Source organism: Streptomyces coeruleorubidus, from assembly GCF_008705135.1.
GTDB lineage: Bacteria > Actinomycetota > Actinomycetes > Streptomycetales > Streptomycetaceae > Streptomyces > Streptomyces coeruleofuscus.
The window spans coordinates 618918-644829 of sequence record NZ_CP023694.1 but is presented as its reverse complement, the minus strand read 5'-3'; the positions used below and the strand labels follow the sequence as shown (position 1 = coordinate 644829).

At 70.0% G+C, this 25912-nt stretch carries 24 protein-coding genes and 2 pseudogenes; 14 read left to right on the top strand and 12 right to left on the bottom strand.

Annotation, left to right across the window (positions count from 1 at the left end; all coding sequences use genetic code 11):
* Positions 1-384: 384 nt before the first annotated feature.
* Both CP976_RS03050 and CP976_RS03045 read right to left on the bottom strand, forming a co-directional pair.
* The gene (locus CP976_RS03050) at positions 385-1206 is read right to left on the bottom strand and encodes an SCO6745 family protein (RefSeq protein WP_150478887.1); all 822 of its coding nucleotides are present in this window, start codon (positions 1204-1206) and stop codon (positions 385-387) included.
* 5 nt (positions 1207-1211) lie between these two features.
* On the bottom strand, positions 1212-2093 hold the full coding sequence (locus tag CP976_RS03045; RefSeq protein WP_308430107.1) for an alpha/beta fold hydrolase: 882 nt from the start codon (positions 2091-2093) through the stop codon (positions 1212-1214).
* A gap of 298 nt (positions 2094-2391) precedes the next feature.
* Here CP976_RS03045 and CP976_RS03040 point away from each other — a divergent pair, with 298 nt between their 5' ends.
* The 10 genes from CP976_RS03040 to CP976_RS02995 all read left to right on the top strand — a co-directional run bounded on the left by CP976_RS03040 (position 2392) and on the right by CP976_RS02995 (position 12443).
* Entirely contained in the window at positions 2392-3591 is a 1200-nt protein-coding gene (locus CP976_RS03040) for an acetyl-CoA C-acyltransferase (RefSeq protein ID WP_150478886.1), read from the top strand.
* A gap of 23 nt (positions 3592-3614) precedes the next feature.
* Complete coding sequence (locus CP976_RS03035; protein ID WP_229876617.1) at positions 3615-4241, top strand: HAD family hydrolase; 627 nt, start codon at positions 3615-3617, stop codon at positions 4239-4241.
* Positions 4242-4393: 152 nt separating this feature from the next.
* The gene (locus CP976_RS03030; RefSeq protein WP_150478884.1) at positions 4394-5917 is read left to right on the top strand and encodes an AMP-binding protein; all 1524 of its coding nucleotides are present in this window, start codon (positions 4394-4396) and stop codon (positions 5915-5917) included.
* Positions 5918-6001: 84 nt separating this feature from the next.
* Complete coding sequence (locus CP976_RS03025) at positions 6002-6694, top strand: TetR/AcrR family transcriptional regulator (protein WP_150478883.1); 693 nt, start codon at positions 6002-6004, stop codon at positions 6692-6694.
* A 142-nt stretch (positions 6695-6836) separates the two neighbouring features.
* On the top strand, positions 6837-7655 hold the full coding sequence (locus tag CP976_RS03020; protein WP_150478882.1) for an SDR family oxidoreductase: 819 nt from the start codon (positions 6837-6839) through the stop codon (positions 7653-7655).
* Positions 7652-8464, top strand: coding sequence for an enoyl-CoA hydratase-related protein (locus CP976_RS03015; RefSeq protein ID WP_150478881.1), 813 nt, complete (start codon positions 7652-7654; stop codon positions 8462-8464). Before CP976_RS03020 ends, CP976_RS03015 begins: the two co-directional genes overlap by 4 nt.
* On the top strand, positions 8451-9674 hold the full coding sequence (locus CP976_RS03010) for an acyl-CoA dehydrogenase family protein (RefSeq protein ID WP_150478880.1): 1224 nt from the start codon (positions 8451-8453) through the stop codon (positions 9672-9674). Before CP976_RS03015 ends, CP976_RS03010 begins: the two co-directional genes overlap by 14 nt.
* A 1-nt stretch (position 9675) precedes the next feature.
* Positions 9676-10458 (top strand): SDR family oxidoreductase, encoded by a 783-nt coding sequence (locus tag CP976_RS03005; RefSeq protein ID WP_150478879.1) that lies wholly within the window; start codon positions 9676-9678, stop codon positions 10456-10458.
* Entirely contained in the window at positions 10451-11485 is a 1035-nt protein-coding gene (locus CP976_RS03000) for a phosphotransferase family protein (RefSeq protein WP_150478878.1), read from the top strand. The genes CP976_RS03005 and CP976_RS03000 overlap by 8 nt, the downstream gene beginning before the upstream one ends.
* A gap of 76 nt (positions 11486-11561) precedes the next feature.
* The gene (locus tag CP976_RS02995) at positions 11562-12443 is read left to right on the top strand and encodes an acyl-CoA thioesterase (RefSeq protein WP_150478877.1); all 882 of its coding nucleotides are present in this window, start codon (positions 11562-11564) and stop codon (positions 12441-12443) included.
* 11 nt (positions 12444-12454) lie between these two features.
* On the opposite strand, the gene CP976_RS02990 is transcribed toward CP976_RS02995, so the two are convergent.
* From CP976_RS02990 to CP976_RS02975, 4 genes are all read right to left on the bottom strand, one after another.
* Positions 12455-13771 (bottom strand): aldehyde dehydrogenase family protein, encoded by a 1317-nt coding sequence (locus CP976_RS02990; protein ID WP_150478876.1) that lies wholly within the window; start codon positions 13769-13771, stop codon positions 12455-12457.
* 83 nt (positions 13772-13854) lie between these two features.
* A complete protein-coding gene (locus tag CP976_RS02985; RefSeq protein ID WP_150478875.1) occupies positions 13855-14559 on the bottom strand; it encodes a type 1 glutamine amidotransferase domain-containing protein in 705 nt (234 codons plus the stop codon).
* 89 nt (positions 14560-14648) lie between these two features.
* On the bottom strand, positions 14649-15575 hold the full coding sequence (locus CP976_RS02980; RefSeq protein WP_150478874.1) for an NADP-dependent oxidoreductase: 927 nt from the start codon (positions 15573-15575) through the stop codon (positions 14649-14651).
* 49 nt (positions 15576-15624) lie between these two features.
* A complete protein-coding gene (locus tag CP976_RS02975) occupies positions 15625-17112 on the bottom strand; it encodes an MFS transporter (RefSeq protein WP_229876619.1) in 1488 nt (495 codons plus the stop codon).
* Positions 17113-17265: 153 nt separating this feature from the next.
* Here CP976_RS02975 and CP976_RS44290 point away from each other — a divergent pair, with 153 nt between their 5' ends.
* Both CP976_RS44290 and CP976_RS02965 read left to right on the top strand, forming a co-directional pair.
* A complete protein-coding gene (locus CP976_RS44290) occupies positions 17266-17733 on the top strand; it encodes a MarR family winged helix-turn-helix transcriptional regulator (RefSeq protein WP_280117389.1) in 468 nt (155 codons plus the stop codon).
* A 195-nt stretch (positions 17734-17928) separates the two neighbouring features.
* A complete protein-coding gene (locus CP976_RS02965) occupies positions 17929-18588 on the top strand; it encodes a TetR/AcrR family transcriptional regulator (protein WP_150478873.1) in 660 nt (219 codons plus the stop codon).
* On the opposite strand, the gene CP976_RS02960 is transcribed toward CP976_RS02965, so the two are convergent.
* From CP976_RS02960 to CP976_RS02940, 5 genes and pseudogenes are all read right to left on the bottom strand, one after another.
* Positions 18572-19939, bottom strand: coding sequence for a phenylacetate--CoA ligase family protein (locus CP976_RS02960; protein ID WP_150478872.1), 1368 nt, complete (start codon positions 19937-19939; stop codon positions 18572-18574). The genes CP976_RS02965 and CP976_RS02960 overlap by 17 nt on opposite strands.
* Positions 19936-21597, bottom strand: coding sequence for a carboxylesterase/lipase family protein (locus CP976_RS02955; RefSeq protein WP_150478871.1), 1662 nt, complete (start codon positions 21595-21597; stop codon positions 19936-19938). The genes CP976_RS02960 and CP976_RS02955 overlap by 4 nt, the downstream gene beginning before the upstream one ends.
* Positions 21598-21631: 34 nt before the next feature.
* Positions 21632-22870, bottom strand: coding sequence for a choice-of-anchor Q domain-containing protein (locus CP976_RS02950; protein ID WP_150478870.1), 1239 nt, complete (start codon positions 22868-22870; stop codon positions 21632-21634).
* A gap of 286 nt (positions 22871-23156) precedes the next feature.
* A pseudogene (locus CP976_RS43535) lies at positions 23157-23455 on the bottom strand (DNA cytosine methyltransferase); the annotation flags it as partial.
* Positions 23456-23551: 96 nt separating this feature from the next.
* The gene (locus tag CP976_RS02940; RefSeq protein WP_150478869.1) at positions 23552-24088 is read right to left on the bottom strand and encodes a dihydrofolate reductase family protein; all 537 of its coding nucleotides are present in this window, start codon (positions 24086-24088) and stop codon (positions 23552-23554) included.
* A 46-nt stretch (positions 24089-24134) separates the two neighbouring features.
* Here CP976_RS02940 and CP976_RS02935 point away from each other — a divergent pair, with 46 nt between their 5' ends.
* The gene (locus tag CP976_RS02935; protein WP_150478868.1) at positions 24135-24632 is read left to right on the top strand and encodes a hypothetical protein; all 498 of its coding nucleotides are present in this window, start codon (positions 24135-24137) and stop codon (positions 24630-24632) included.
* A 21-nt stretch (positions 24633-24653) separates the two neighbouring features.
* Here CP976_RS02935 and CP976_RS43530 read toward each other — a convergent pair.
* A pseudogene (locus tag CP976_RS43530) lies at positions 24654-24973 on the bottom strand (hypothetical protein); the annotation flags it as partial.
* Positions 24974-25071: 98 nt separating this feature from the next.
* On the opposite strand from CP976_RS43530, the gene CP976_RS02925 reads away from it, so the two are divergent.
* Entirely contained in the window at positions 25072-25890 is an 819-nt protein-coding gene (locus CP976_RS02925) for a barstar family protein (protein WP_150478867.1), read from the top strand.
* Positions 25891-25912 lie beyond the last annotated feature (22 nt).

Below are 25912 nucleotides of genomic sequence, written 5' to 3'. Positions count from 1 at the left end.
CTGCCCCTGCTCGTCAACGGCCGCCTGTCCTACGAAGCAGAGGCCCTCGCGCACGAGGGGGACGAGCACCTGCTGGGCCACTGGTTCGCCAACTCCGCCATCTGAGGCCCGGCGGGTGTGCTACGCCTCGACTGCCTCGCAGGTGCGCCGGTGCGGTCGACAGGTGGACCGAAAGGTGGAAGGAGCGAGTGCGATGAGCCGAGCGAAGCACCGCGCCCGGAGCGACATGGACAGCCCGCAGGCTGAGGAACTGTTCGGCGGTGCCGTCGTCCGCCGGCGGCACTGAGCACACAACATGCCCCCTCCGCGGCCGTGGCACGCAGCCTCGGGGCATGGCCGGCAGTTCCAGCCGATGAAGCACGAGGTGGAGGGGAGAGGCGGCGGTCAGCCGACCTTGAGAAGGCCGGCTTCGACGACGGCGCGGCCGAAGGGGCTCGCGAGATCGGCGAGCCGCTCACAGTCGGCTTCACCCAGTGCGGCGTAGGCGGGAAGGGCCAGGTGGTCGGTGCGGTCCTCGATGTGTCGGCGCAGGGTCGCGCCTTCCGGGCTGAGGGAGTCGCCGTCCAGGAGACCTCGCTCGCGCAGGTGCTCCTCGGCGGCGGTCCACTCCTCCTCGGGCCATGCTCGGCTGGCTTTGAGGAAGTCGACGGGTACGTCACCGGTGGCGGCGTGCAGGATCAGGGCTTCCAAGCCGCCGACGCCCTCGCTCAGCAGACAGGCCACGTGGCCGTCTCCGCGGAACTCCCGGAGCAGTGTCTGGGCGTGCCACAGCTGCAGCACCGGCTCCAGCGGCCAAGGCAGTGCGGCATGCGCGGCGAACAGCGGGCGGCCCTGCGCGTGTTCGCCGGCCGCCTCGGCCGCCCGGCGGGTCAGCGCCAGGACCTCGCTCAGGTAGGGCAGTTCGTGGACTTGCGCCCGCCGCAGAGCCTCGCCCGCCGCGGCGTACCGCGCGTCCAGCACCTGCTGCGGCGTCGCCGTCTCCCAGACCCCGTCGACCGCCTGCCGTACGACATCGGGGTTGAAGTTGTAGAAGGTGGAGATGACCAGCTCGGCGGAGGCTCGGCCGAAGGCGGCGCTGCGGAAGGCGAAGTAGCCGGCGCGTCCTCTCAGGCCGAGCTCCGTGTACCGTCGCCTTGCCTCGGGGGCGAAGTAGATCATGGCGTGTACGGGCTCGAGGCGGCGCCAGGCCGCACGCGCAGTCTCCATGGGGGTCACCTTTTCTGAGGGTCGACGACAGCGTTTTCGCTGCGGGTCGAGTACTCGCCGTGCGCTCGGAGATGGTCGAGCAGCAGGTGGCTCAGCGGCTCGGGCGCTTCCTCGGGGATCCAGTGGCTGACACCTTGGAGGGTCTCGAATCGGTACGGCCCGTTGACCCATCGCTCGGTCTCCTGCGCGGCTGCCGGGCCGAACGCGCCGTCGTCCGTGCTCCAGACGTACAGCGTGGGAACGTCGATGACACCGATCGCGCCGTCGGGGCGGCCGGCGCGGTACCAGTTCAGCGCAGCGGTGAGAGCGCCAGGCTGGGACAGGTGACGCACATAGGTGTCCGCACTGTCTTGCGGGACCTTTCCGGCGTAGAAATCGCGAAGCTCTTGGGCGTCGTGGGCCACCATGCGCTCTTCGGTCGTGGGCGTTTCGCGCCAGTCGATCATGTAGTGCGAGCGACTGCGCTGGTCCTCATCCGTGCGCAGGGTGGTGGCCAGGGCGCCGGGGTGCGGGGTCGAGACGACCGTGAGGGTGCGCACGCGGCCGGGGTGGGCGTCAGCCGTCCACCAGGCCACCGCACCGCCCCAGTCGTGGCCGACCAGGTCGAACGTCGCCCAGCCCAGTTCCTCCGTGATCGCGACGACGTCGTCGACGAGATGGCTGATCCGATAGTCCTCGGGCCGCTGGGGGCGGGCTCCGGGGGAGTACCCACGCTGGTCGGGTGCCACCACCCGGTAGCCGTGCGCGGCCAACGCCTCGATCTGCCGCCGCCACACCACCCCCGTCTGCGGGAACCCGTGCAGCAACAGCACCGGGCGGCCCCCGGCGGGACCGGCCGCGATCGCGTCGAACACGCCCGCATGCGTGGAGATGCTCAGCTGAGTCACGATCCACCCTTTCGTACCGACTGGTCGGTACCCTTGCGGTAAGGGGATGGACTGTCAATAGCCGACGATGGTTGAACCTGACGTCGAATTCAAATATAACCGGTCGGAAGGCCGACTCCTGTCACCCTTGCGGCCATGACATGTCCTCGGATCACCCGAGGAGACGGTCATGAGCCGTATCCGCAGGGCAGTTGGCGTTCGGCACCGTTCATCGGCAATCGAGCCCGGCTCACGGAGCTCGGAGTTCCGGCCCCGGAGCCCCCGGGCGAACCGGACCGACAGGAAACAGCGAGGCGACATGAGGGAAGCAGTCATCGTTTCGACGGCACGGACGCCGATCGGAAAGGCCTACCGCGGCGCGTTCAACGACACCCAGGCGCAGGAACTCGCCGCCCACGCCCTTTCGCACGCAGTGCGGCGCGCCGGGCTCGAGGGAGGCGAGGTCGAGGACGTCATCTTCGGCTGCGCCGTGCAGCAAGGGTCCTCCGGTTTCAACGTGGCGCGTCAGGCCGCTCTGCGTGCCGGACTTCCGGACACCGTGTCGGGGATGTCGATCGACCGGCAGTGCTCGTCGGGCCTGATGGCCATAGCGACGGCCGCCAAGCAGATCGTCACGGACGGCATGCAGGTCACCGTCGGCGGCGGTGTCGAGTCGATCTCCTTGGTCCAGAACGACCACATGAACACCCACCGGATGACGGATCCCTGGCTGGTCGAGCACACGCCGGGCATCTACCTGCCGATGCTGCAGACGGCGGAGATCGTCGCTGAACGCTACGGCGTGAGCCGCGACCGTCAGGACGAGTTCGCGCTGGTCTCGCAGCAGCGCACCGCGGCGGCGCAGGAGGCCGGCCGGTTCGACCAGGAGATCGTCGCGCTCAGAAGCGTCAAGAAGGTCCTGGACAAGCAGTCCGGGGAAGTACGGGACGAGGAAGTCACCCTGACCCGGGACGAGGGCAACCGCGCGTCGACCACGCTCGAGGGACTGGCCGGGTTGGCGCCGGTACTGCCCGACGGTCAGGTGAGCGCGCATTCCAGCGTTACGGCGGGCAACTCCTCGCAACTGTCGGACGGTGCTTCGGCGTCGGTTCTGATGGAGGCGAAGGAGGCCGAGCGCCGCGGACTCGAACCGCTGGGCGTCTACCGGGGTATGACCGTTGCCGGATGCGCGCCGGACGAGATGGGCATCGGCCCGGTGTTCGCCATTCCGAAACTGCTGAAGCAGCACGACCTCACCATCGACGACATCGGCCTGTGGGAACTCAACGAGGCGTTCGCCTCCCAGGCGCTGTACTGCCGGGACGAACTGCACATCGACCCGGACCGGTTCAACGTCAATGGCGGCGCCATCTCGGTCGGTCATCCGTACGGAATGACCGGTGCCCGCCTGGTGGGACATGCCCTCATCGAGGGCAAGCGCCGGGGGGTCCGGTACGTGGTGATCTCCATGTGCATCGGCGGCGGAATGGGTGCGGCCGGACTGTTCGAGGTCGCCTGAGCATGGATACGTTGTCGAACGCGGTGGAAAAGACCCGAAACGCAGTCCTGGTGGACTTCGGCGGTGTCATCACCTCCAGTGTGCTGCGTGCCTTCACCGAATTCGGCGCCTCGCTCGGCGGCGACCCGCGCCTTCCGCTGGACCTCCTGAGCCGGGACCAGCCCTCACGCACCCTGCTGGCCGACCACGAGTGCGGACGCATCGACGCGGCAGCCTTCGAGCGGGGATTCGCCGAACGCCTCCGTGTCCATGGCGCGGAGATATCGGCCGAGGGGCTCACGGCCCGGATGCAAGCGGGAATGTCGATCGACCAGGACATGCTCGGGCTGCTCGGTGAACTCCGGGCCGCCGGCCATCCCGTTGCGCTCGTGTCCAATTCGTTCGGTACCGGAACCTACGACGGCGTCGACCTCGCCACCGTCGCCGATGCGATCGTCATCTCCGCCGAGGTCGGGATCCGCAAGCCGTCCCGGCGGATCTACGCGATCGCATGTGAACGCCTCCGCATCGACCCCGAGGAGGCAGTCATGATCGACGATCTGCAGCAGAACCTCGACGGAGCGGCACGGATCGGAATCGGGGGCGTGCTGCACACCAGTGCCGCCGACACCCGCCGCCAACTCGCCGAACGCTTCGGGATCACCGCCTGACCGATATCCATCGACTGACCGACCGGACGCACTGAGGTCGGTCATCCGGCCACACTGCCCGAGGACTTGATGTCGAAGCCGGGCCAGGTCAACTCGTCGGCGAGGGTGCGATCCGCATCATTACCTGCTCACATCCCGGAAGGCACCGCCCCATGACCAGCGTTTTCGATCCCGTGTGCCGCCATGCGGCCGCCACTCCCGACAACATCGCACTGCGCGGCGCCACGGACCAGTGGACCTACCTTCAGCTGCGGGACGCGAGCATGCGGTACGCGGGTGCCTTGGCTGCCGCCGGCCTGTCCCCGGGGGACCGGGTGCTGCTCGCGGCGCCGTCGGTGCCCGAGTTCGTGGTGGCCTACCTGGGGATCCAGGCCGCGGGCTGTGTCGTGGTGCCGGTCAACACCATGTCCACCCGGGCCGAGGTCGAGTACGTACTCGGCGACGCCGGATGCTCATTGGCGATCGCATGGCACGCCCTGGGCCCCGCCGTCGCGGAGGCGGCCGCGGCGCTCTCGGTGCCCTCCTGGGCCTTGTCCCCGGGCACGCCGGTCACCGCTGCCCATGCCGACGTCGTCGACCGTGACCGCGACGAGACCGCAGCCGTCCTGTACACCTCGGGAACCACGGGGCGGCCGAAGGGCGCCCAACTCAGCGTCGGAAACCTGCTGTCGGCCGGAGAGATCGGCGCCGAGTGCAGCCGGGCATCGAGCGCCGACCGTACCGGCACCGGACTCCCGCTCTTCCACGTGTTCGGCCAGGCCTCGGTCATGATGGCGATCTTGACCGTGGGTGGCTCGATGTCGTTGCTGGCCCGATTCGACCCGGCATCGATGCTGGAGATGCTGCGCCGCGACCGGCTCACCATCATGGCCGGTGTACCGACCATGTGGAACGCGATGCTGCACGCGGCGGGTGATGCGAACCCGGAGGACTTCGCCGGCCTCCGTGTCGCCGTCTCCGGCGGCGCGTCGCTGCCGGGGGAGATCGCCCGGGCCTTCGAGGCCCGCTTCGGCTGCACCATCCTCGAAGGGTATGGGCTCACCGAGACCACCGCGTTCGGCACCTTCAACGACCTCGACCGCGGCGCCAAGACCGGATACACCGGCAGGGCAGTGCCGCGGATGCAGGTTCAGGTGCGTGACGACGACGGCAACGAGTGCCCGCCGGGTACCGTCGGCGAGGTCCACATCAAGGGGCCCACGGTGATGCGCGGCTACTGGAACCGCCCCGCTGACACCGCCGCGGCCATCTCGTCCGATGGCTGGTTCCGCACCAGCGACCTCGGTGAAACCGACACGGACGGCGACCTGCGCATCGTTGACCGTGTCAAGGACCTGATCATCCGCGGCGGCTACAACGTCTACCCCGGCGAGGTCGAGGAAGTTCTCTACGAGCACCCCGACATCGTCGAGGCAGCCGTGATCGGCGTTCCCGACGACCACTACGGCGAGGAGGTCGCCGCGCTCGTCGCCGCCCGGCCCGGTGCGGAGCTCGGTGCGGCCGACGTGTCGAGCTGGGCACGGGAGCGGCTGTCCGCCTACAAGATCCCGCGCATCGTCCGGTTCGTCGACGCGCTGCCCAAGGGGCCGACGGGGAAGATCCTCAAGCGGTCCATCGACCGCAGTGCTCTGACCCGTGACACCGCCCTCGGTGACGTTGGCGCCCGCCGCCCCTGAACCCCGGAAACCAGGACATCAGCCTGCCCCGTCTGCCCTTTGGGATTTATGACTATGGCGTCGGATTCAAGTAAAGTCCCGGGGATGGACACTACTGCGCCCGAGGAGACCGACAGCGAGCAGGCGCCGCCCGTGGCGCCCTTCTCGCAACTTCGCGAGCCACCCACGACGAAGCGCGGAGCGCGGACCCGGGCCGCACTGGTGAAGGCCGCTCGGAAGGTGTTCGAACGGGACGGCTACCTCGACACCCGCCTGACCGACATCACCAAAGAGGCTCAGTGCGCGGCAGGATCCTTCTACACCTACTTCACCAACAAGGAAGAGGTGCTCGCCGCCGTCCTCCTGGAGGCGCAGGAGGACATGATGCACCCCGGCATGGGCCGGGTGCAGGGCACCGACGATCCCTATGCGGTACTCGAGGCGAGCAACCGCGCCTATCTCGCGGCATACAAGCGGAACGCGAAGCTGATGGCACTGCTGGAGCAGGTCGCCCAAGTGGAGCCGGAGTTCCGTGAGTTCCGAAGGCGGCGCGGGGACGCGTTCATCCGCCGCAATGCCCGCGGCATCGCCGACCTGCAGGCGCGGGGCGTCGCAGACCGTGAGGTCGACCCGATGATGGCGTCCCGTGCGCTGTCCGGCATGGTCAGCGTCATGGCTTACAACGCTTTCGTGCGCAGTGAAGAGCAAGAAGAAGATATGCCGGTGGACTTCGAGGAACTCGTGTCCACGGTCACCCGCCTGTGGGCGAACGCCCTGCGGTTCCCCGGCCACCGCTGATCCGCCCGCCTCGCAGCCGCTCATACCCCTGGGGTTGGGCGGCTTTCTTCATTGGTTCCGTGCGGACAGCTATTGAACTTGACGTCGGATTCAATTATACAGGTCGGACGCATCGCACGCCCCGTCAACGGAGAGGGTTGCCGTGAACCTTGCAGAAAGAGTCGCCATCGTCACCGGTGGGGGCGGCGGCATCGGCAGCGCGCTGGTCGCACGGCTCGCCGGCGAGGGTGCCCAGGTCGTCGTAGCCGACCTCGACGCGGAGGCCGCGCGGGCGGTGTCGGAGACAGTCAACGCCGACCGTCGGGGCAGCACCGTCAGCGCCGGCGCGGACGTGTCGGACACCGAGCAGATCCAGCAGTTGATCGACCTGGCGGAGAGCACCTTCGGTCCGGTCGACTTCTACTTCGCGAACGCGGGCATCGGCGGCGCGCTCGGCCTCGACGTGAGCGAGCAGGACTGGGATCGCTCGATCGACGTCAACCTGCGAGCCCACATCCGTGCGGCAAGGCTGCTGGTACCCCGGTGGCTCGAGCGTGGTGAGGGCTACTTCGTCAGCACGGCTTCGGCGGCCGGACTGCTCACCCAGGTCGGCTCCGCCACGTACGCCGTCACCAAGCACGCGGCCGTCGCCTTCGCCGAGTGGCTGAGTGTCACCTACGGCGACCGCGGGGTTCGGGTCAGCTGTCTGTGCCCGATGGGCGTGAACACCAGGATGCTGACCGCCGGGGAGGACTCCGGGGACGCGCTGGGAAGAGCCGCGACGCGGGCCGTCACCTCCGCTGGTGACGTCCTGGAGCCGGCCGAAGTCGCCGACGCCGTCCTGGCCGCCATCGAGGACGAGCGCTTCCTCGTCCTGCCGCACGAAGACGTTCTCGAGATGTACCGGCAGAAGGGCTCGGACTACGACCGCTGGGTGCGCGGGATGCGCCGCTACCAGAGCTCCCTGCTGGCGCAGGCATGACCGGCGCGCCGGGCGAGCTCGTCCTCGCCGAACGCCGAGGGCCGGTGCTGCTGGTCACGTTCAACCGGCCCACCAAGCTGAACGCCTGGACCGACGAACTCGAGGACCGCTATTTCGCGCTGCTCGACGCCGCCGAGGACGATCCGGACGTACGTGCCGTCGTGGTCACCGGCGCGGGACGCGGATTCTGCGCCGGAGCCGACCTGCAACGGCTGCAGGCGGTCGGTGAGGTCTCCGAGGCGGACCGGGCCCGGCGCCGTCCCCGGGACCTTCCGCTGACCCTGCGCAAGCCGCTGATCGGAGCGATCAACGGAGTGGCCGCCGGCCTCGGCATGGTGGAGGCGCTCTACTGCGACCTTCGCTTCGGCTCGCCCTCGGCCCGGTTCACCACGGCATTCGCGCAACGCGGGCTGATCGCCGAGTACGGGATCTCCTGGCTGTTGCCCCGGCTGGTGGGGCACAGCCGGGCGGCGGACCTGTTGCTGTCGAGTCGCATGGTGGATGCCGAGGAGGCCTTGCGCATCGGACTCCTCGACCACCTGGTCCCCACCGGCAGCGTGGGGGATGCCGCTGTCGCGTACGCCACCGATCTGGCACAGCGCTGCTCCCCGGCATCCATGGCCACCATCAAGAGCCAACTGAGCAGCGACGCGGACGGCACCTACGCCGATTCCGTGACCCGGGCGGAAGGCCTCATGCTCCAGGCCTTCCGCGGGTCCGACGTCGTCGAAGGCGTGGCCAGTCACCTGGACAAGCGCCCGCCCGACTTTCCCTCCCTACCCGTCAGGAGTTCGGATGTCCCTGTTTGAGATGTCGGACCGTGCCAAGAAGTACCGGGCGGATCTGCTCGAGTTCATGGATGAGCACATCTACCCCGCCGAGGCGGTGTACGACGAGCAGATGCGCGCGTCCGGCGACCCGCACTTCCACCCGCCGATCCTCGAGGAGCTCAAGGCGGAGGCGCGCAGGCGTGGACTGTGGAACCTCTTCCACCCGCACCCCGAGTGGGGCCCCGGTCTGACGAACCTCGAGTACGCGCCGCTGGCGGAGATCATGGGCCGCAGCCACATCGCCTCCGAGGCGTGCAACTGCAACGCGCCCGACACCGGCAACATGGAGGTGCTCACCCTCTTCGGCACCGACGAGCACAAGGAGAAGTACCTCAAGCCCCTGCTCGACGGGACGATGGCCTCGGCCTTCGCGATGACCGAGCCGCGTGTCGCCAGCTCCGACGCCACCAACATCGAGCTGCGGATGGAGCGCGACGGCGACGAGTACGTGCTCAACGGCCGCAAGTGGTTCGCCTCGAACGCGATGCACAAGAACTGCAAGGTGCTCATCGTGATGGGCAAGACCGACCCTACAGCGGCCCCTCATCGCCAGCAGTCGATGATGGTCGTACCCGTAGACGCCCCCGGGGTCACCGTGGTCCGCAACCTCCCGGTGTTCGGGTACGCGGATCGCGAGGGCCATGCGGAGATCGTCTTCGAGAATGTCCGGGTGCCGGCCAAGGACGTGCTCAAGGGCGAGGGTGAGGGTTTCGCGATCAGCCAGGCCCGGCTCGGGCCCGGTCGTATCCACCACTGCATGCGGGCCATCGGCGCGGCCGAGCGGGCACTGGAACTGATGTGCCGGCGCGCACAGTCGCGGGTGACCTTCGGCAGCCCGGTCGCCGAACGGTCCAACATCCAGGACTGGATCGCGGAAGCGCGGATCGACATCGAGATGATCCGCCTGCTCACGCTCAAGGCCGCGTATCTGATGGACACGGTCGGGAACAAGGAAGCGCGCACCGAGATCGCGGCCATCAAGGTGGCCGCCCCCGACATCGCGTTGAAGATCGTCGACCGTGCGATCCAGGTGCACGGGGGAGCGGGAGTGACCGACGACTTCCCGCTGGCCATGATGTACGCGCATCTGCGGACGTTGCGGTTGGCGGACGGTCCCGACGAGGTGCACAAGCGGGCCATCGCCAGGCATGAACTGCGGCAGTACCGCGATGCGGCGGCGGTGAGCTGAGATGGCAGGACTCGATCTCACCGGTCGCACCGCCGTCGTCACCGGGGCCTCGCGCGGTATCGGGCTGGCGATCGCCCAGGCCATCGCGGAGGCCGGCGGGAACGTCGTCCTCACCTCCCGGTCCCAGGAGGCGGCGGACGCCGCCGCGGCCCAGGTCAAGGGCACAGCGGTCGGCGTCGGTGCGCACGCGGTCGACGAGGAGGCGGCCCGGCGCTGTGTGGATCTGACGCTCGAGCGCTTCGGCAGCCTGGACATCCTCGTCAACAACGCGGGGACCAACCCGGCGTTCGGACCGGTCATCGACCAGGACCACGGCCGGTTCGCGAAGACCTTCGACGTGAACCTGTGGGCGCCCGTCCTGTGGACTGGTCTGGCCACGCGAGCCTGGATGGGGGAGCACGGCGGGGCGGTCGTCAACACCGCGTCGGTGGGCGGCATGGCCTCCGAGGCGAACATCGGGCTGTACAACGCGTCCAAGGCCGCGCTGATCCATCTCACCAAGCAACTGGCCCTGGAACTCTCGCCGAAAGTCCGCGTCAACGCCGTGGCACCGGGCGTGGTGCGCACGAAGCTGGCCGAGGCTCTGTGGAAGGAGCACGAGGAGGAGGTGTCCGCCTCGGTGGCGCTGGGCCGCATCGGGGAGCCCGCCGACATCGCCTCCGCGGTCGCCTTCCTCGTCTCCGACGCCGCGAGCTGGATCACCGGCGAGACCATGGTGATCGACGGCGGTCAACTGCTCGGCGACGCGCTCCCGTTCAGGCAAGGAGCCGGTATCGGTGTCTAGCGCGGACATCGTCGGAATCGACGCCGGGGCGGTGGGCCGCTGGTTCGCCACCCTCGGCGTCGACTTCGCCGGGCCCTTGGCCTTCGAGCGGATCGGGCTGGGCCAGTCGAATCTGACGTATCTCGTAAAGGATCAGGACGTTCGCAGATGGGTGCTGCGGCGCCCACCGCTGGGTCACCTGCTGGCGTCGGCGCACGACGTGGCCCGCGAGGCGCGGATTCTGACCGCCCTGGACAGCACCGCCGTCCCGACTCCACGGGTGCTCGGGCTGACCGGCGATCCCGCCGTGACCGACGTCCCGCTGCTGCTCATGGAGTTCGTGGACGGCCAGGTCGTCGACACGATGTCGATCGCGCGGTCGTTGACGCCCGAGCGTCGCCGGGCGATCGGGGTGTCGTTGCCGCGGGCTCTGGCGAAGATCCACGCGGTGGATCTCCAGGCGACCGGGCTGACCGGTCTCGCCAGCCACAAGCCGTATGCGCAGCGTCAGCTCAAGCGGTGGTCGGCCCAGTGGGAGAGGTCCAGGACCCGCGAGCTGCCCGCCCTGGAGGACCTCACCCGGCGCCTCGTCGCGGCCGTCCCCGACCAGCGCGAACTGACGCTCGTGCACGGCGACTTCCATCTGCGCAACGTCATCACCTCCTACGACACCGGGGAGGTGACCGCGGTGCTCGACTGGGAACTGTCGACGCTGGGGGATCCGCTCGCGGACCTGGGCAGCCTGCTGGCCTACTGGCCGGCGAAGGGCGAGAACACCTCGGGCGACTTCGCCGCGACCGCTCTCGACGGCTTCCCGACCCGTGAGGAACTCGTGGCGGCCTACTCGGCGGCGTCGGGACGCGACCTGACGGCGCTGGGCTACTGGCACGCGATGGGACTGTGGAAGGTCGCGATCATCGCGGAGGGCGTCATGCGCCGCGCGATGGACGAACCGCGGAACAAGGCCGCGTCCGGGACCCCGACCGCGGAGCGCATCGACGCACTGGTGGCGCAGGCCCACGAAGTCGCGGACACGGCAGGTGTCTGAACCGATCGCCTGCCCACGGGACTTCGACACCCACGCTCAGAGGAAAGCAGCAGTGAAGAGTGAGAGGAGCCGAAGCATGGCCGGCCTGCCAGAGGTCCTGGCCCTCGACGAGATCGGGCCGGACCTGTTCCGGTCCGGCCCGATCCCCAGCGAGTGGGCGCGGACGTTCGGTGGCCAGATCGCCGCCCAGTCGCTGATGTCCGCGGCGCGCACCCTCGACCGGTCGTACGTGGCTCACTCGCTGCACGGGTACTTCCTGCGGCCGGGCCGTCCGCACGAGCCGACCGACCATCTGGTCGAGCGGCTCCGCGACGGCGGCAGCTTCTGCACCCGCCGGGTGACCGCAGTCCAGGCCGGGGAGGCGATCTTCACGGTGACGGCGTCGTTCCATCGCGGGGACGAAGGATTCTCTCACCAGGTGGACATGCCGGTGGTGCCGGCACCTGACGACATTCCGGAGTCCGACCGCATCAACGGCTGGGGCATGCCGCGGCCCGCGGAATGGCGCCACTGGGAGATGCGCTGGGTGCCCGGCGAGATCGGCCACGTCCCGGGGGCGCCGGCCCGCCAGCGGGTGTGGATCAGGTACGGACATCCGCTGCCGGACGATGGTGCCGTCCACGCCTGCGCACTGACCTATCTCAGCGACATGGCGCTGCTGGGCTCCGCGCGACTGCCACATCCCCCAACCGCGGTACAGGGCGCGTCGTTGGACCATTCGCTGTGGTTCCTGCGTCCCTTCCGCGCGGACGAGTGGCTGCTGTACGACCAGGTCTCCCCTTCGGCCGAGCACGGCCGGGCGCTCACCCGCGGAAGGCTGTTCGACACGGGCGGGCGCCTGGTCGCCGCGGTCGCGCAGGAGGGGCTCATGCGCTTCGACCGGCCCCGGCCGACGGAGGACGGCGACGGGGAAGTGTCCCTGTCGCCGCCCGCTCCAGCTGTCCCCGACCTGCGTTGACCACCCGTTCGTCACAGGGGCTTGGCGAGGACGGCTTTGCGGTGGCTGAAGGTCTCGATGGAGTAGCGGCCGTGGTAGCTGCCCATGCCGCTTTCGCCGACGCCGCCGAACGGCAGGTCGGAGATGGTGAGATGGGCCAGCGGCAGGCCGAACCCGAGGCCGCCGGAGGAGGTTTCGGCGGCGAGCCGCTCCCGGGTGGCGTCGGAGTCGGTGAACGCGTACAGGGCCAGCGGCTTGTCGCGGTCGTTGATGAAGTCGATGGCCTCGTCGAGCCCGGCCACCTCGACGATCGGGAGGATCGGGCCGAAGATCTCCTCCTGCATGACCGGCGCGTCCGCTGACACCTCGGCCAGGACGGTCGGCGCGATGTACTTCGTCTCGCGGTCGTGCGCGCCGCCGGTGACCTGACGGCCGGAGCCGAGGAGAGCGGTCAGCCGGTCGAAGTGGCGTTCGTTGACGATACGGCCGTACTCCGGGGAGGCGGCGGGGTCGGACCCGTACAGGCCCTCGATGGCACTGGCCAGGGCGGCTTCCAGAGCACGTGCGGTCTCGGGGTCGGTGAGGACGTAGTCGGGGGCGACGCAGGTCTGCCCGGCGTTCAGGAACTTCCCGGCCGCGAGGCGGGCGGCGACGGTGCCCAGGTCGGTGCCCCGGTCCACGAACGCCGGGGACTTGCCGCCCAGTTCGAGGGTGACGGGCGTGAGGTGCCGGACGGCCGCGGCCATCACGATGCGGCCGACCGTGCCGTTGCCGGTGTAGAGGATGTGGTCGAAGCGCTGCTCGAGCAGGGCGGTGGTCTCCGCAACCCCGCCTTCGACCACGGCGACCGCATCGGTGTCGAGGTACTGCGGCACGAGACGGGCGAGCGCGGCGGAGGTGGCCGGGGCCAGTTCGCTGGGCTTGGCGACCACCGCGTTGCCCGCGGCCAGGGCACCGGCCACCGGGGCCAGCAGCAGCTGAGCCGGGTAGTTCCAGGGGGCGATGACCAGTACGACGCCCAGGGGGTCGTACTGCGTCCAGGCCCTCGCCTCGCCGATGAACGCGGGGACGGGGGCCGGTTCGGGGCGCAGCCACCCGTCGAGATGCTCCAGAGTGTGGTCGATCTCGCGTATGACGAAGTCGATCTCCGTGCGGTAGGCCTCGGTGGAGCTCTTTCCCAAGTCGGCGTGGAGCGCCTCGGCGAATGTCTCCCCCTGCTCGGTGAGCAGGGTGCGCATCCGGTGCAGCTGCTCGGTGCGCCAGGCCACGGGCTTGGTCTTGCCGGCGCGGAAGGTGGCGCGCAGCCGGGCGACGAGCTCGGCGGGCTGCGCGGGCGCGGGGTTGCTCATGGTTCCCTCACAGGAGCGGTACGGGGACGGGGCGTTGTCGCCGCGCCGCGGGACAGCCGGGGCGTCGGCGTCGGGCAAAGGGATCAGCCGCGGTTCAAGGTGTCGATGACGTTCCGGGCGAGCTGCTCAGAGGAGGCGGGGTTCTGACCGGTGTGCAGATTGCGGTCCGCCACGACGTGCTCGCTGAACGGGGCCCCGGCCTCGAAGTCGGCACCCAGTTCCACCAGGCGGTCCTGGAGCAGCCACTTGGCCTTGTCGGCGAAGCCGGCCGCGGTCTCCTCGGTGTTGGTGAAGCCGGTCATGCGGTAACCGGTGAACGGCCAGCTGCCGTCCTCGCGCCGGGCGGCGAGCAGGGCCGCCGGGGCGTGGCACAGCACCGCGAGCGGCTTGCCGGAGTCCAGTGCCGCGGTGAGCAGGCGACCGGAGTCGGCGTTGACGGCGAGGTCCTCCATGGGGCCGTGGCCACCGGGGTAGAGGACGGCGGCGTACGCGTCGAGGTCGACCTCCTCGAGCTTGACCGGGTTCTCCAGGTCGGCGCGGATGGCAGCCAGGTACGCGGCGATGGCATCGGCCTGCTCCTTGCCGCCGGTGGACTCGGCGGCGAGGCTGACGGCGTCGACGGTCGGAACAACGCCGCCCGGTGTGGCGACGGTGACGTCGAACCCGGCCTCGCGGAACAGCCGGTGAGGTGTGGCGAGTTCCTCGGCCCAGTAGCCGGTGGGATGCGGGGTGCCGTCGGCGAGCGTCCAGTGGTCGGTGCCGGTGACGACGAACAGAACTGCGGTCATGACTGTCTCCTTCACAGTGCGCGCGGGTAGCGCGGTGGTGGGGGCGTTGTCCGTGGGGTGCCGGTGGTGGTGCGGCGGCGAGCGGTGGTTCAGGCGACGGTGATGATGATCTTGCCGCGGGTGTGACCCTCGCGGCTGAGGCGCTGGGCGTCGGCGGCCTGCTCCAGGGGGAACGCGGCGGCCACGTCCACCCGCAGCTCCCCGCGCTCGGCGAGTTCGGTGAGAGCCTCCAGGTCCCGGGCGTCGGGTCGCACGAAGACGTACCCGCCACCGAGGTCGAGCACGGCGCCGTCCACGGCCGAGGCCAGGCGGCCGCCCCCGGCGAGCAGCCCTGGCGAGACCTTCAGGGCGTCCCCGCCGGCGAGGTCGAGGACGGCATCCACGCCCTGCGGCGCGAGGGCGTGCACACGGTCGGCGAGGCCCTCGCCGTAGGCGACCGGCTCCGCTCCCAGCCCTCGCAGGTAGGCGTGGTTGTACTCACTGGCGGTGCCGATGACCCGGGCGCCGAACGACTTGGCGATCTGTACGGCCAGAGAGCCCACGCCACCCGCCGCGGCGTGCACCAGGACGGTGTCGCCGGCCCGCACCCGCAGGGAGCGGGTCAGCGCCTGGTATGCGGTGAGGCCGGCCAGCGGAAGGCCGGCGGCCTCCTCGAAGGAGAGGTTGGCGGGCTTGCGGGCGAGCGTACGGACCGGGGCGGCGACGTACTCGGCGAAGGTCCCGCGGGAGACGAAGTCCTCACGGACGTAGCCGATCACCTCGTCGCCCGGAGCGAACTCGGTGACCCCGGCGCCGGTCTCCTGGACGACGCCCGCCACGTCCCAGCCGGGGATGACGGGGAAGACGGCGTCCATGACGGCGTCCAGGTACCCCGCCTGGATCTTCCAGTCGACCGGGTTGACGGACGCGGCCTTCACACGGACCAGCACGGTGTCCACGCCGAGCTTCGGGTTCGGTACATCGCCGTGCTCCAGGACCTCCGGGCCGCCGTAGGTGCGGTAAGTGATGGCCTTCATGGGGGGGTGACTCCTTGTGTAGTGATAGTGCGGATCGCGGTGGAGTTGGTCAGGCGGCGGTCGTGGCAGCAGCCGGCTCCGCCGCGGGCAGGTGTTCCGTACGCGGCGCCTGCTGTTCGCGCTTGAGGCCGACCAGTGAGAGGGCCAGGACGAAGGCGAAGGCGACACCGGCAAGGGTGAAGCTCAGGGTGAACTGGCTCTCGGCGGGCAACGGGGGCACCCCGGCCGGAAGGTTCTCGATGGTCCTGGAGGCGAGCAGCGAGGTGATCAGCGCGCTGCCGATCGCGCTGCCGACGGACCGGGAGATGGAATTGATGCCGTTGGCGATGCCGGTCTGGTGAGGTGGCACCCCCGAGACGATGAGGGCGGGCATCGCGGCGTAGCCGAGGCTGATGGCTGTTCCGACAGCCATTCCGGCGCTGATGACCGAGGGAGTCGAGGAGTGTGCGGCGGCCAGCCAAGCGAAGCCGACGATGCCGGTCACCGCGCTCAGGGCGAGCGTGAGGCGTGGGCCGATCCTGCGGATCAGCACGCCACCGAACTGGGAGACGACGAGCGACGCGATCGTGCTGGGCAGCAGGTACTCGACGGAGGCGCGGAGCACGGAGGCGCCGAAGCCGTAGCCCGCGATGTCCCTCGGCACCTGCGCCAGGTAGGAGACGCCGAGGAACTGGGCGAACATCCCGAATCCCACGAAGAGGCCCGCGAGGTTGCTGAAGAGCACCGGGCGGTGGAGGAACATCTTCATGTCGACCATGGGTTCGCGGACGCGGGTCTCGGTGAAGCTCCAGACACCGGCCATGAGGACCGCTCCGGCGAAGCTGCCCAGCGTACGGGCGGAGGTCCAGCCCCACTCGTGGCCCTGGGAGATCGGCAGCAGCAGGAGAACCAGGAAGAGGCCGAGGGTGAGGGCGCCGAGCATGTCGGTGCGTCCGCCGGTCTTGGTGCGGCTCGCCGGCACGAGGAGGACGACGGCGAGCAAGGTGACCGCTGCGAGGCCGGTGGCCAGCCAGAAGACGCGGTGGTAGTCGGCGTCGTCGCCGCGGGTCAGCAGACCGGTGGTGACCAGTGCGAATCCGCTGCCGAACGCCAGGGTGCCGCTGACCAGCGCCATCGCTCCCGGTAGACGGCGGGCGGGGACCTCCTCGCGGAGCACCGACAGAGCGAGCGGGAAGATCGCGGTGGCGGCGCCCTGCAGCACGCGGCCGACGATCAACCAGAGCAGCGAGTCGGTCGTGGCGGCCAGGACCGAGCCGACGATCATCACCGCCAGCACGCCGATGAGGGTCGGCTTCTTGCCGTGCTGGTCGCCGAAGCGGCCGAGCAGCGGGGTGAAGACGGCTGCCGATAGCAGGGTCGCGGTGGTGACCCAGCTGACCTCGGCGGAGCTGGCGCCGAGGCTGCTCTGGATCAGGCCGAGGATCGGCACCACCAGTGTCTGCATCATCGACACGATCATCGCGGCGAGGCTCAGGGCAAGGATGACCGCGGTCTCGGCTCGGCGTCGGCCGCGCGGCGGAGCAAGGGGTTGTGACACGGGTGGTTTCTCCGGTGCGGGGCGGGCGCTGGGCTGGAACCCGGCAGGGGTACTGGTTCGGGATTAGATGCTTGATGCATCCAAGCAATGACGGAGACGGTAGACCTCAAAGGTTGATGAAGTCAAACGTTGAGCTTCGCCTACACTTGAGGCATGGCCCACACCTCCGCCCCGCCCGCCGACCGCTCCGCCGCGCAGGACAGCGACCCTGCCCACGACGCGCTCATGGAGCGCCTGGCGCGCGCCGCTGCCGGTTACTACCGGGACCTGACAGCGGCGGCAGCAATGCACGGGCTCACCATGACGCAGGCCAAAATGCTCATCCTGCTTCGGCAGCAACCGCTGCCCATGCGCGCCCTCGCAGGACGGCTCGCCTGCGACGCCTCCAACATCACCGGCCTCGTGGACCGGCTGGAGGCGCGGGGACTGGTCGCCAGACACGCCGACGCGGCCGACCGGCGGATCAAGAACGTGGTCGCCACCGAAGAGGGAAGGGAGGCAGTCCGCCTCATCCGCGCCGACATGCGGGCCACCTCGGCGGCCTTTGCGCGTCTGGACGAGGAGGGCCGCCGCAGTCTCTACGAGCTACTGGGGCGCCTGCACCCGGAGGAGACAAGCTGATCGCGGGCCGGGTGCCGACCGCTGCGTGTCACCACGAAGGCATGCAGCGGCTGCACAAGGGCCGGGACACGATGAAGTGCCCGACCAGGGAGGGGCTGCGGGACGCGGTCCGAGAATTCGGTTCCCCGGAGAACCGAGCCGTACATGCCCCGCGCGCAGGTTCCGTCGGCCTGTGCTTCCTCTAGAGTCGGCCCTATGACGGAGGCACCGGCCCTGGACCGTGGCGCGCGGTCCCGTGACGCGATACTCGACACCGCCGGCGACCTGATGTCGCGTCACGGCTACGCCGCCACGTCCATCTCGATGATCTCCTCCGCATGCGGGCTGCCGGTCAGCTCCATCTACTGGCACTTCCGCAGCAAGGACGGGATCTACGTCGCGGTGCTGGAGCGAGCCAGGACCGCGCTGCTGGCGGCGCTGCCCCCGGGCGAGGTGCCGGGCGCCGACGTCGCGCAGCGTCTGGACGCCTTTCTCGCGCAGGTCGAGGACGCGTTCCGGCGTCACCCGCACGGTGTGAAGCTGCTGTTGGGGCTGGGCATGGTGCAGCAGGATGCCAGTGCGGCGGCCGTGGCCGAGGTACGTCACTACCGCGACGCGCTGGTCGTCTGGGCCCGGGATGCGGTCAGCTCCGTCTTCGCCCTGCGGGACCGCCCCGAGGTGGCGGACGAGTTGGCGCGCTTCACGCTGAGGATGGCGAGCGGGACCGCCGTGGCCCGGTGGTTCGAGCCGGACACCGTCCTGGAGACCGGACCACTGCGCGTGGCGTTGCTGGCGCTGGCGGCCCGCCACGGGATTCCGTTGCGGGGCGTCCCCGGCGAGGACGCCCCGTCGCGCGGCGTCACGAGCGGGGAATGACGACCCGGTACTTGCCGCCCGGAGACTGCTCGGGTGGCTCGTCGGCGCGTTCGACGCTCACCTGGCCCGCCCCGTGGGCGGTGAGCAGGGCGATCATCTCCTTTCGCACCGCCGCCCACAGCCGGTCCCGATCGGCTCCGGCGGCGGAACGGATCCGCACCCGGACACAGCTGGGCGCCGTCTGGACGATCTGGAACAAGTCGATGTCCGGGATGCTCTCCAGGAGGGTCTCGAAGGCCATGGGCACGATACGGACGCTGCCGCCGTCCCGGCGCGGGAAGGACAGCAGGTCGGCCGCGCGGCCGCGGACCTTGATCGCGGGGAGCGGATCTCCGCACGGACACGCGTCCGGGCGCAGCAGCACACTGTCGCCGAGGTCGTAGCGCAGGATCGGCTGCGCCCACCGGCACAAGCTGGTCAGGAGCACGGTGAAGGACTCCCGGCCCGGCGGAGTGGGGCGGAGGTCCGAGTCGACGGGCTCCAGGATCAGCCAGTCGCTGTGGACGTGGAGCCATCCGAACCCGCAGCCATAGGCCAGGGCGAGGCTCTCGTTGCAGCCGTAGGTGTTGACCAGGCGTGCCCCGAAAGCGGAGCGGATCCTCTGGTGGTCGCGGTCACTGACACCCTCGGCCAGCAGCGACACCACGGCCGGGGCGATGCACAGCCGGCCGGCCTGCTGCTCGCCGGCGAGCAGCGCGATCACAGTGGCATAGCCGGCCAGGAACACCGGGCGGTACCGATTGAGCTGGTCCACCAGCTCGGGCAGCGGGCTGTGCGCCGACAGCACCCGGCTGCCCCGGGTGGACAGCCGGCCGGCCGCGCGGGAGCGGGCGATGACGGCGTACGCGGCCAGATGACCGCTGGTGGCCACGATGTGCGCCGACCGCATGTGGCGAGCGAGCAGCCGGGCCGTCACCGGGGGAGTGAGGGACCGCCGGGCGGCCCGCAGCGACAAGGCCCTGACCACCGCCGCCGCGTGGTCGTCGAGCAGGAACAGGCCGCGGTGGCCGGTGGTCCCGGACGTGGTGGTGACCAGGTATCTGCCCAGGAAGCGTTCGCCGACCCGTCGGCGATCCGCGACGAAGGCCCGTAACCGGTCGATGGTCACCTCGGGGTCCGTGACCCAGTCGTCGAAGCGCGCCATCAGGTCCTGTTTGTGTGTGACCGGCAACAGGGCGGGGTCCTCGACGCGTTCGGGCAGAGTCCGGTACAGCTCGCGGTAGTACGGGGAGTTGGCGCGGGCGAAGTCGACCATCGAGGCCAGCCGCTCCCGCTGCCGGTGCGCCAGGGCGTCCGGGCCCTGCCGCAGGGTCCGGCGCCCGTCCCGGACCAGGGCGAAGGCCGATGTCATCGCTCGGCTCCTCGGGGACCGGGGGAGGGCTGCCAGAACGCGCAGTGGTGGTCGGCCGCGAACCCGGTGGTGGGTCCTACCCGGTCCGGCGTCAGCACCTGGATGCGGTCCTCGTCGGCCGTGTAACGCGGCCAGGGCGGAGTCCCGGGCGCGTTGGGGTCGCCGGTGGCCGCGAAACGGGCCCAGTAGGCGGTCATCGTGGCGGACAGCCGCCGTTGGGCGGGCGTCAGGGGCGATACCGCGTCCATGGGGAAGAGATAGGCCAGTTCGGAGGCGTGGAAAGCACCCTGCGGCGTGTGCGGTGCCGGGATGAACGGCGGTGCCTGCGGGTCGTGGAACTCGTAGGCGTAGACGGGCACCCGGTTGCCGTACAGCCGGCTGTCGGCCCGTGCGGGGCAGGCGAACCGCTGGTCCGTGCCGACGGCGGAGTACGCCAGGTTGGGGGAGGGATACGCCGAGGCGGGGTAGGTGCCGAGGACCGCGGCCGCACGGTTGCCGTGCTGGAGCTGGATCAGGGCGGCGTACGACGCGGGGGTCAGCGGGCCGCCGCCGAGCAGATCCACGTGCAGCGCGGTGAAGTAGCGGTATTCGTCGTGGGTGCTGCCGCTCAGCGTCGGGACCGCGTTCACCCGTCCATCGGCCCATGCCTCGTGCGGTGGTCGCGGCAGGACGCGCGGCCCGGTGTTCGGACTCCACGAGGACGAGGCCCCGGTACCGATGGCGCGGATGAGCTCGGTGACGGGCACGGTGCGCAGACAGGCCGTCGCGGTCGGCGGGTCCGTGCAGCCGACCGCGGCTGCGAATTCGCTTCCCTTCCGCTCGGCCGCGTCGAGCGTGAGCGGTGTCAGACCGCCGCCCGCGGCGCAGCTTCCGCTCTGCTGGATCGCCCGGTGGAACAGGCCTTTCGCGGTCGGCGAGGCGATGTGGAGGCAGGTGTCCGCCGATCCGGCGGACTGACCGCCCAGCGTCACCCGGTTCCGGTCCCCGCCGAAGGCACCGATGTTGCGCCGCACCCAGCGCAGCGCGGCCTGCTGGTCCATCAGGGCGTAGTCACCCGAGGCGCGGTCCGCGCCCTCGGCCGACAGGGCGGGGTGGGCGAGGAACCCCAGTGCTCCGAGGCGGTAGTTGACGGTCACCACGACCACGCCCCGTGTGGCAAGCGCTGCGCCGTCGTAGTCGCTTCCCGCGCCGTAGACGTTGCTTCCGCCGTGCAGCCACACCAGCACAGGGAGGGGGCGGCCGTCGGTGCGGGCGGGTGTCCAGACGTTGAGGTACAGGCAGTCCTCCACCGTGCTGCCGGTGCGGTTGGACTCGCCGGGCAGGACGGGGCCGCGGTCGGGGAGCAGCGTCAGCGGTAATTGGGGGCAGGGATGGGCCGGTTCGGTGGCGTCCCGTACGCCGGACCACTGCGGCGCGGGTCGCGGCGGACGCCAGCGGAGCTCACCGGTCGGCGGGGCGGCGAACGGGATCCCCTGGAAGACCCGCCCGCCGTCGTGGACGGCCGCGCCCCGCACCCAGCCCCGGTCGGTGCGCACGACCAGGGAGTCGGTGCCGGAACGGGCGTGGGCGGTGGGCGGGGGAACGGTCAGTGACAGGAGCAGGGCCGCGACGGCGGCTGCGGCGCGGGCCAGGGCGTGGCGCAGACTCGGGGCTCTCATCCCTCACTCCAGGTGCCGGTATGGGGGTGGGGGGTCATGGCGTGCGCTCATAGGCGCCGATGTCACAGGCGGCGCCCTGGGGGCGGGCGACGCCGCGTTGATCGGTGGCCGGGCAGCCGTCGGCCGCGTCCAGGGCGGGGCTGCCGGGCAGCAGCGCGACGGTGTCGGTGGGGCCGCCGTTGTCCGCGAGCGGTCCGATCACCGGGGCGCGGCTGGGTAGATCGCCGGCCGCGGTCAGGCGGCAACTGCCGTCTCCATCGAGGTTGTTGCCCTGCGACGCGATGGTGGCGAAGGCCTTCTTGCAGTCGGCGGGCACGCCGTCGACGGTGTTGCCCGCGACGACGGAGTTGCGCAGGGTCATCCGCCCCAGCGGCAGATCGACGATGTCGGGGATGGGCGCGGGCAGGCTGTCCAGATAGGCCGGCGCGATGTTGATTCCGCCCCCGCCGTCGGTCGAACTGTTCCGGGTGATGGTCGAGTTGAGGATCCGCACGGTTCCCAGGCCGCGGATGTCGATGCCGCCGCCGTAGCCGCCGAGGCTGCCGGGGCGGTCGCCGGGGTCCGTCACCCGGTTGTCGGCGATCGTCGAGTTCGTCACGGTGCCGCTGTCGTCGAATCTGATGCCCCCGGCCTCTCCCGCGGCGTTCCCGCTGACCGTGCTCTCCATGAGATCCAGATGGGAGTCCGGGACGTTGAAGATGCCGCCGCCATAGCCGGCGGAGTTCCCGGTCACGGCCACTCGACGCAGCGTCAGGTGCCGTCCGTTGGCGATGCCGCCGCCACCGGTGTCGGTGAAGGGCAGTTCGCGCTGCACGGCCCGTCCCCCGGTGATCGTCACATCGGACATGTGGGTGTCCGCCCGCAGGCGGAAGACCCGGTCCAGGCGGTTGGCGTCGATGACGGTGCTCCGCGCGCCGGTGCCCTGGATCGTGATGGGGGCATCGACGTTCAGGTCGCCCGTCGTGGGGTCGGGGTTGTCGCCGATGATCAGCCGCGGGTCGGGCGGGATCGTGAGCCGGTAGCGGCCGGGAGGCAGCGTGATCGTACTGCCCGGCCGGGCGTTGGCGGCCATGACGGCGGCGCGCAGGCTGCACGTGCCCGACGCGGTGCGGCACCGGCCGTCCGACGGGTCGGCGTCCACCGCGTCGGAGGTGGTGTCCACGGTGAACTCCGTGGGGTCGGCGGCCCCGGGAGCGGCGGCACCGGTGGCGGGATGCGCCGCACTGGCAAGGAGGACGGCGGCGAGCGCCGCCGGGATGGCACTGACCTTCATGGGTGAACCCCTCTCGGCGAGGCATGTGGGCGTACCAGGACTCGGCTGCTGCGAGGCTTGCGTGCTGGTGCGCAATGCGCGGCTCGTGCGGAGAACGTGGCGGGGTTGCGCTGGAGCGGCGACGCCGACCGAAGAGCAGAAGGTGAACCGGCGGAGCGGGAGAACAGGTCCGCGTCTGTAGGGAGCGTTCCATTCAGAGTCGGCGATGTCTACACGCCCGCAGGGAAAGGCCGAGCGGATCGGTGCCGCCGGAAGTCAGCTCTGCGGACTGGGGGACACGAGCAGGTGCGGCGGGCCGTTGTGGGCGCCAGAGATCGCGCTCCCGGGCGTTGGCGAGTGTCTGACGGGACCCGGAGGGGAATGACTCGGGGCCGCCTCCCGGTCCGCCGTCGGCGCACAGGGTGGGCACGGGCCGGTCGGTGGCGCCCCAGCCGAGGGCCTCGGCCATAGACACCCACCGAAAGCGGCCCGGCCCGAACAACGACTTGCTACCTGGGCGTGGGTGGGAGCGGGCGATAGGGCTGTACGGACCCGTGAGGCGAGCAGGATCGCCCGCTTTCTCGTCTGCGGTACGCCGAAGTCGGCTACAGCCACCGTCGGGCCAGTTGATGTTCAGCGAGAGTGGGGAACTTGCCCCACGGGATGGGGGCCATGACAGCAGGCTAGTAGTTGCGACCGTGCCTACTTGCGCACGTGGAAGCGCAGCAGGGTGACCCCGCCCGACTGGACGTTGCTGAACGGTTCCAGGTCGATCCGGTCGAGGCCCGGCGGCGCGAAGCGGACGCCGTCGCCGAGCAGCACCGGCAGAAGGTACACCAGGATCTCGTCGACGAGGCCGCGCTGCAGGCACTGGGCGGCCACGTCGGCGCCGAGGATCTCCAGGTTCTTGTCGCCGGCGGCGCGGCGTGCCGTGGCCACGGCTTCCTCGATGTCGCAGGTGAGGAAGGTGACGTTGGGGTCCGGCTCGTCGGGCAGGCGGTGGGTGAGGACGAACTGCGCCCCGCCGTCGTAGTCGGTGTTCTCGTCGGACATGCGCTTGCCGACCTCGTACGTGCCCCGGCCGATGAGCATGGCGCCCGTGGCCGCCATGACCTCCGGGAACGTCGCCGACGTCATGTGCTCGAAGATCCAGTCCATCGTGTGGCCGGGACCGGCGATGAACCCATCGAGGGACATCACCCTGTTCACGACCACTTTGCCGGTGCTCGCATCCGTCATGCGTCTTCTCCAAGCAGGTGGATGGCCGGGATCGCATCATAGGTCGGTGAGCAACATCTTCTCCGGCGGTAGCCACGACCTGGACCTGTCCAATGGCGCCACCGCGGTGTTCATCGACGTGCTGATGCTGGCCGTGTCCGATCTCGCCTCCGAGGACTGGGACTTCCGCTTCGCGGCGCTGCTGACCCTGCAGGACCAGAACGTCATGGGGCGCGGTGCCGTCGGGTTCGACCTGGCGGAGTTCGACTGGGGTGCGACGGAGCGGGAACGCGCCCGCGCGAAGGACTTCGTGCTGCGTGCCACAGCACTCGCGGCGAGCGGACATCACTGGAGCGAGCTGGGCTACCACCCGCCCCGAGTGCATGACTACCTGCACCGCTTCACGACCATGGTGGAGTCCTGCACCCCGCCCGCCGACAGCAGTGCCGCACGCGGCTTCCCCGGCCCGGACGAGGCCGCGGTGGCCTCGTGCGTGCGCCACCACGTCCTCAGCGCGCTCCCGCTCTGGGACGGCTGCTTCCTCTGCAATCGGCCGCACTACTAGCCCGGCTCGATTCCACATAAGGCAGCCGAGGCAGCTTGATTTCGGGGTGTCCGCGAGGCCCAGTGACGTGAGAAAAGAGGATGCAGTCACTGCGTGACCAGCCCATGTCGATGAGCGGGTGCCGGTTGCGCATGTAGCGGACATCGGCGTCCTTGGCGCGGTGGAACTCATCGGTGGAGATGCCGACCCACTGCTCGACGAAGACATCCTTCGGAACGCGCTGAGGGTAGGGGGTATCCGAGGAGGTCGCGGATCTTCCTCTCGATGGGTTTGATCTTGTACTCGCCCGTGCTTCTCGGCACCTCACTCTCATGAGTGAAGGCGGGTATGTGGCTCGTCAAAGGGCCTCCGAGATGGGGTCAGGGGTGGTGGCGGCGCCGGCGGCCGCCGGGCAGATCCCCCGGCGTCGGTAAGATCAGCGCTCTCATGGGGGGGTGCGATGCGAACGTCGGGGCTGGGCGGCGAGGGGCAGAAGTACGCGCTGACCTCGGATGAGGACGACAGCGATTTCTGGGGCTTCGCTCACGAGGCCGAGGGGCTGTTCACGCCCCTGCCGGATGAGGAAGGAGCGCGCCGAGTGCACCTCGCGGGTTGCCTCCCGCAGGGCGGCCTCCTGAGGTGCGTTGACCACGTCGGCAGTCGTCGTGCCGTGGCGGGAAACGCCTGGTTCGAGCTCCTCGACGGTGACGGTGCCACCATGGGGTCCTACTTCGTCAACGAGGTCACCGTCATCGACGTCAAGCCCTCCGCCAGCGGTGGCCGCCTCGTCGACCTCACGGTGACGCTCTGGTGCGAGAACGCCCTGCCCGGAGCGGAACGACCGTGGGAGCTGATTCGCACCGGTCACCTGAACCACACCGGAATGTGGCACGAACTCGCGCCCGAGGACCGACACGCGTGGCTGTCGGTGGCCCTGTGGTCCCGGGAGTACCAACGCCAGGGGAAGCCCGATGCGCCTGCAGGCCAGGTGTTCACCTTGGACGGCCGGCATGTCGTCGACCGGGACACCTTCTACTGCGCGATCGGTGAGGCCATCAACGGACCCGGTGGATACTTCGGCTGGAACCTGGACGCTCTGGACGACTGTCTGACAGGCGGCTGGGGCGCGACCACTCCGTTCACCTTGCACTGGGACTCCTCGGCCGAGGCTCGGACGCGGTTGGCAGAGCGCGTGCCCGTCGGCGATCGCGAGCTTGTGCTGTTCGACCTCCTACTGGAGATCTTCGAGGAACGAGGTGTGAGCGTCATCCTTCGGTGAGAGCCTGTGAACCAACCCCGTC

What these genes read in the sequence shown, in the direction of transcription:
- CP976_RS03050 (WP_150478887.1), bottom strand. Translation starts at nt 1,206, where the DNA reads ATGGAGACTGCGCGTGCGGCCTGGCGCCGCCTCGAGCCCGTACACGCC.
- CP976_RS03040 (WP_150478886.1), top strand. Translation starts at nt 2,392, where the DNA reads ATGAGGGAAGCAGTCATCGTTTCGACGGCACGGACGCCGATCGGAAAG.
- CP976_RS03030 (WP_150478884.1), top strand. Translation starts at nt 4,394, where the DNA reads ATGACCAGCGTTTTCGATCCCGTGTGCCGCCATGCGGCCGCCACTCCC.
- CP976_RS03025 (WP_150478883.1), top strand. Translation starts at nt 6,002, where the DNA reads ATGGACACTACTGCGCCCGAGGAGACCGACAGCGAGCAGGCGCCGCCC.
- CP976_RS03015 (WP_150478881.1), top strand. Translation starts at nt 7,652, where the DNA reads ATGACCGGCGCGCCGGGCGAGCTCGTCCTCGCCGAACGCCGAGGGCCG.
- CP976_RS03010 (WP_150478880.1), top strand. Translation starts at nt 8,451, where the DNA reads ATGTCCCTGTTTGAGATGTCGGACCGTGCCAAGAAGTACCGGGCGGAT.
- CP976_RS03005 (WP_150478879.1), top strand. Translation starts at nt 9,676, where the DNA reads ATGGCAGGACTCGATCTCACCGGTCGCACCGCCGTCGTCACCGGGGCC.
- CP976_RS02995 (WP_150478877.1), top strand. Translation starts at nt 11,562, where the DNA reads ATGGCCGGCCTGCCAGAGGTCCTGGCCCTCGACGAGATCGGGCCGGAC.
- CP976_RS02990 (WP_150478876.1), bottom strand. Translation starts at nt 13,771, where the DNA reads ATGAGCAACCCCGCGCCCGCGCAGCCCGCCGAGCTCGTCGCCCGGCTG.
- CP976_RS02985 (WP_150478875.1), bottom strand. Translation starts at nt 14,559, where the DNA reads ATGACCGCAGTTCTGTTCGTCGTCACCGGCACCGACCACTGGACGCTC.
- CP976_RS02980 (WP_150478874.1), bottom strand. Translation starts at nt 15,575, where the DNA reads ATGAAGGCCATCACTTACCGCACCTACGGCGGCCCGGAGGTCCTGGAG.
- CP976_RS44290 (WP_280117389.1), top strand. Translation starts at nt 17,266, where the DNA reads ATGGCCCACACCTCCGCCCCGCCCGCCGACCGCTCCGCCGCGCAGGAC.
- CP976_RS02965 (WP_150478873.1), top strand. Translation starts at nt 17,929, where the DNA reads ATGACGGAGGCACCGGCCCTGGACCGTGGCGCGCGGTCCCGTGACGCG.
- CP976_RS02960 (WP_150478872.1), bottom strand. Translation starts at nt 19,939, where the DNA reads ATGACATCGGCCTTCGCCCTGGTCCGGGACGGGCGCCGGACCCTGCGG.
- CP976_RS02955 (WP_150478871.1), bottom strand. Translation starts at nt 21,597, where the DNA reads ATGAGAGCCCCGAGTCTGCGCCACGCCCTGGCCCGCGCCGCAGCCGCC.
- CP976_RS02950 (WP_150478870.1), bottom strand. Translation starts at nt 22,870, where the DNA reads ATGAAGGTCAGTGCCATCCCGGCGGCGCTCGCCGCCGTCCTCCTTGCC.
- CP976_RS02940 (WP_150478869.1), bottom strand. Translation starts at nt 24,088, where the DNA reads ATGACGGATGCGAGCACCGGCAAAGTGGTCGTGAACAGGGTGATGTCC.
- CP976_RS02925 (WP_150478867.1), top strand. Translation starts at nt 25,072, where the DNA reads ATGCGAACGTCGGGGCTGGGCGGCGAGGGGCAGAAGTACGCGCTGACC.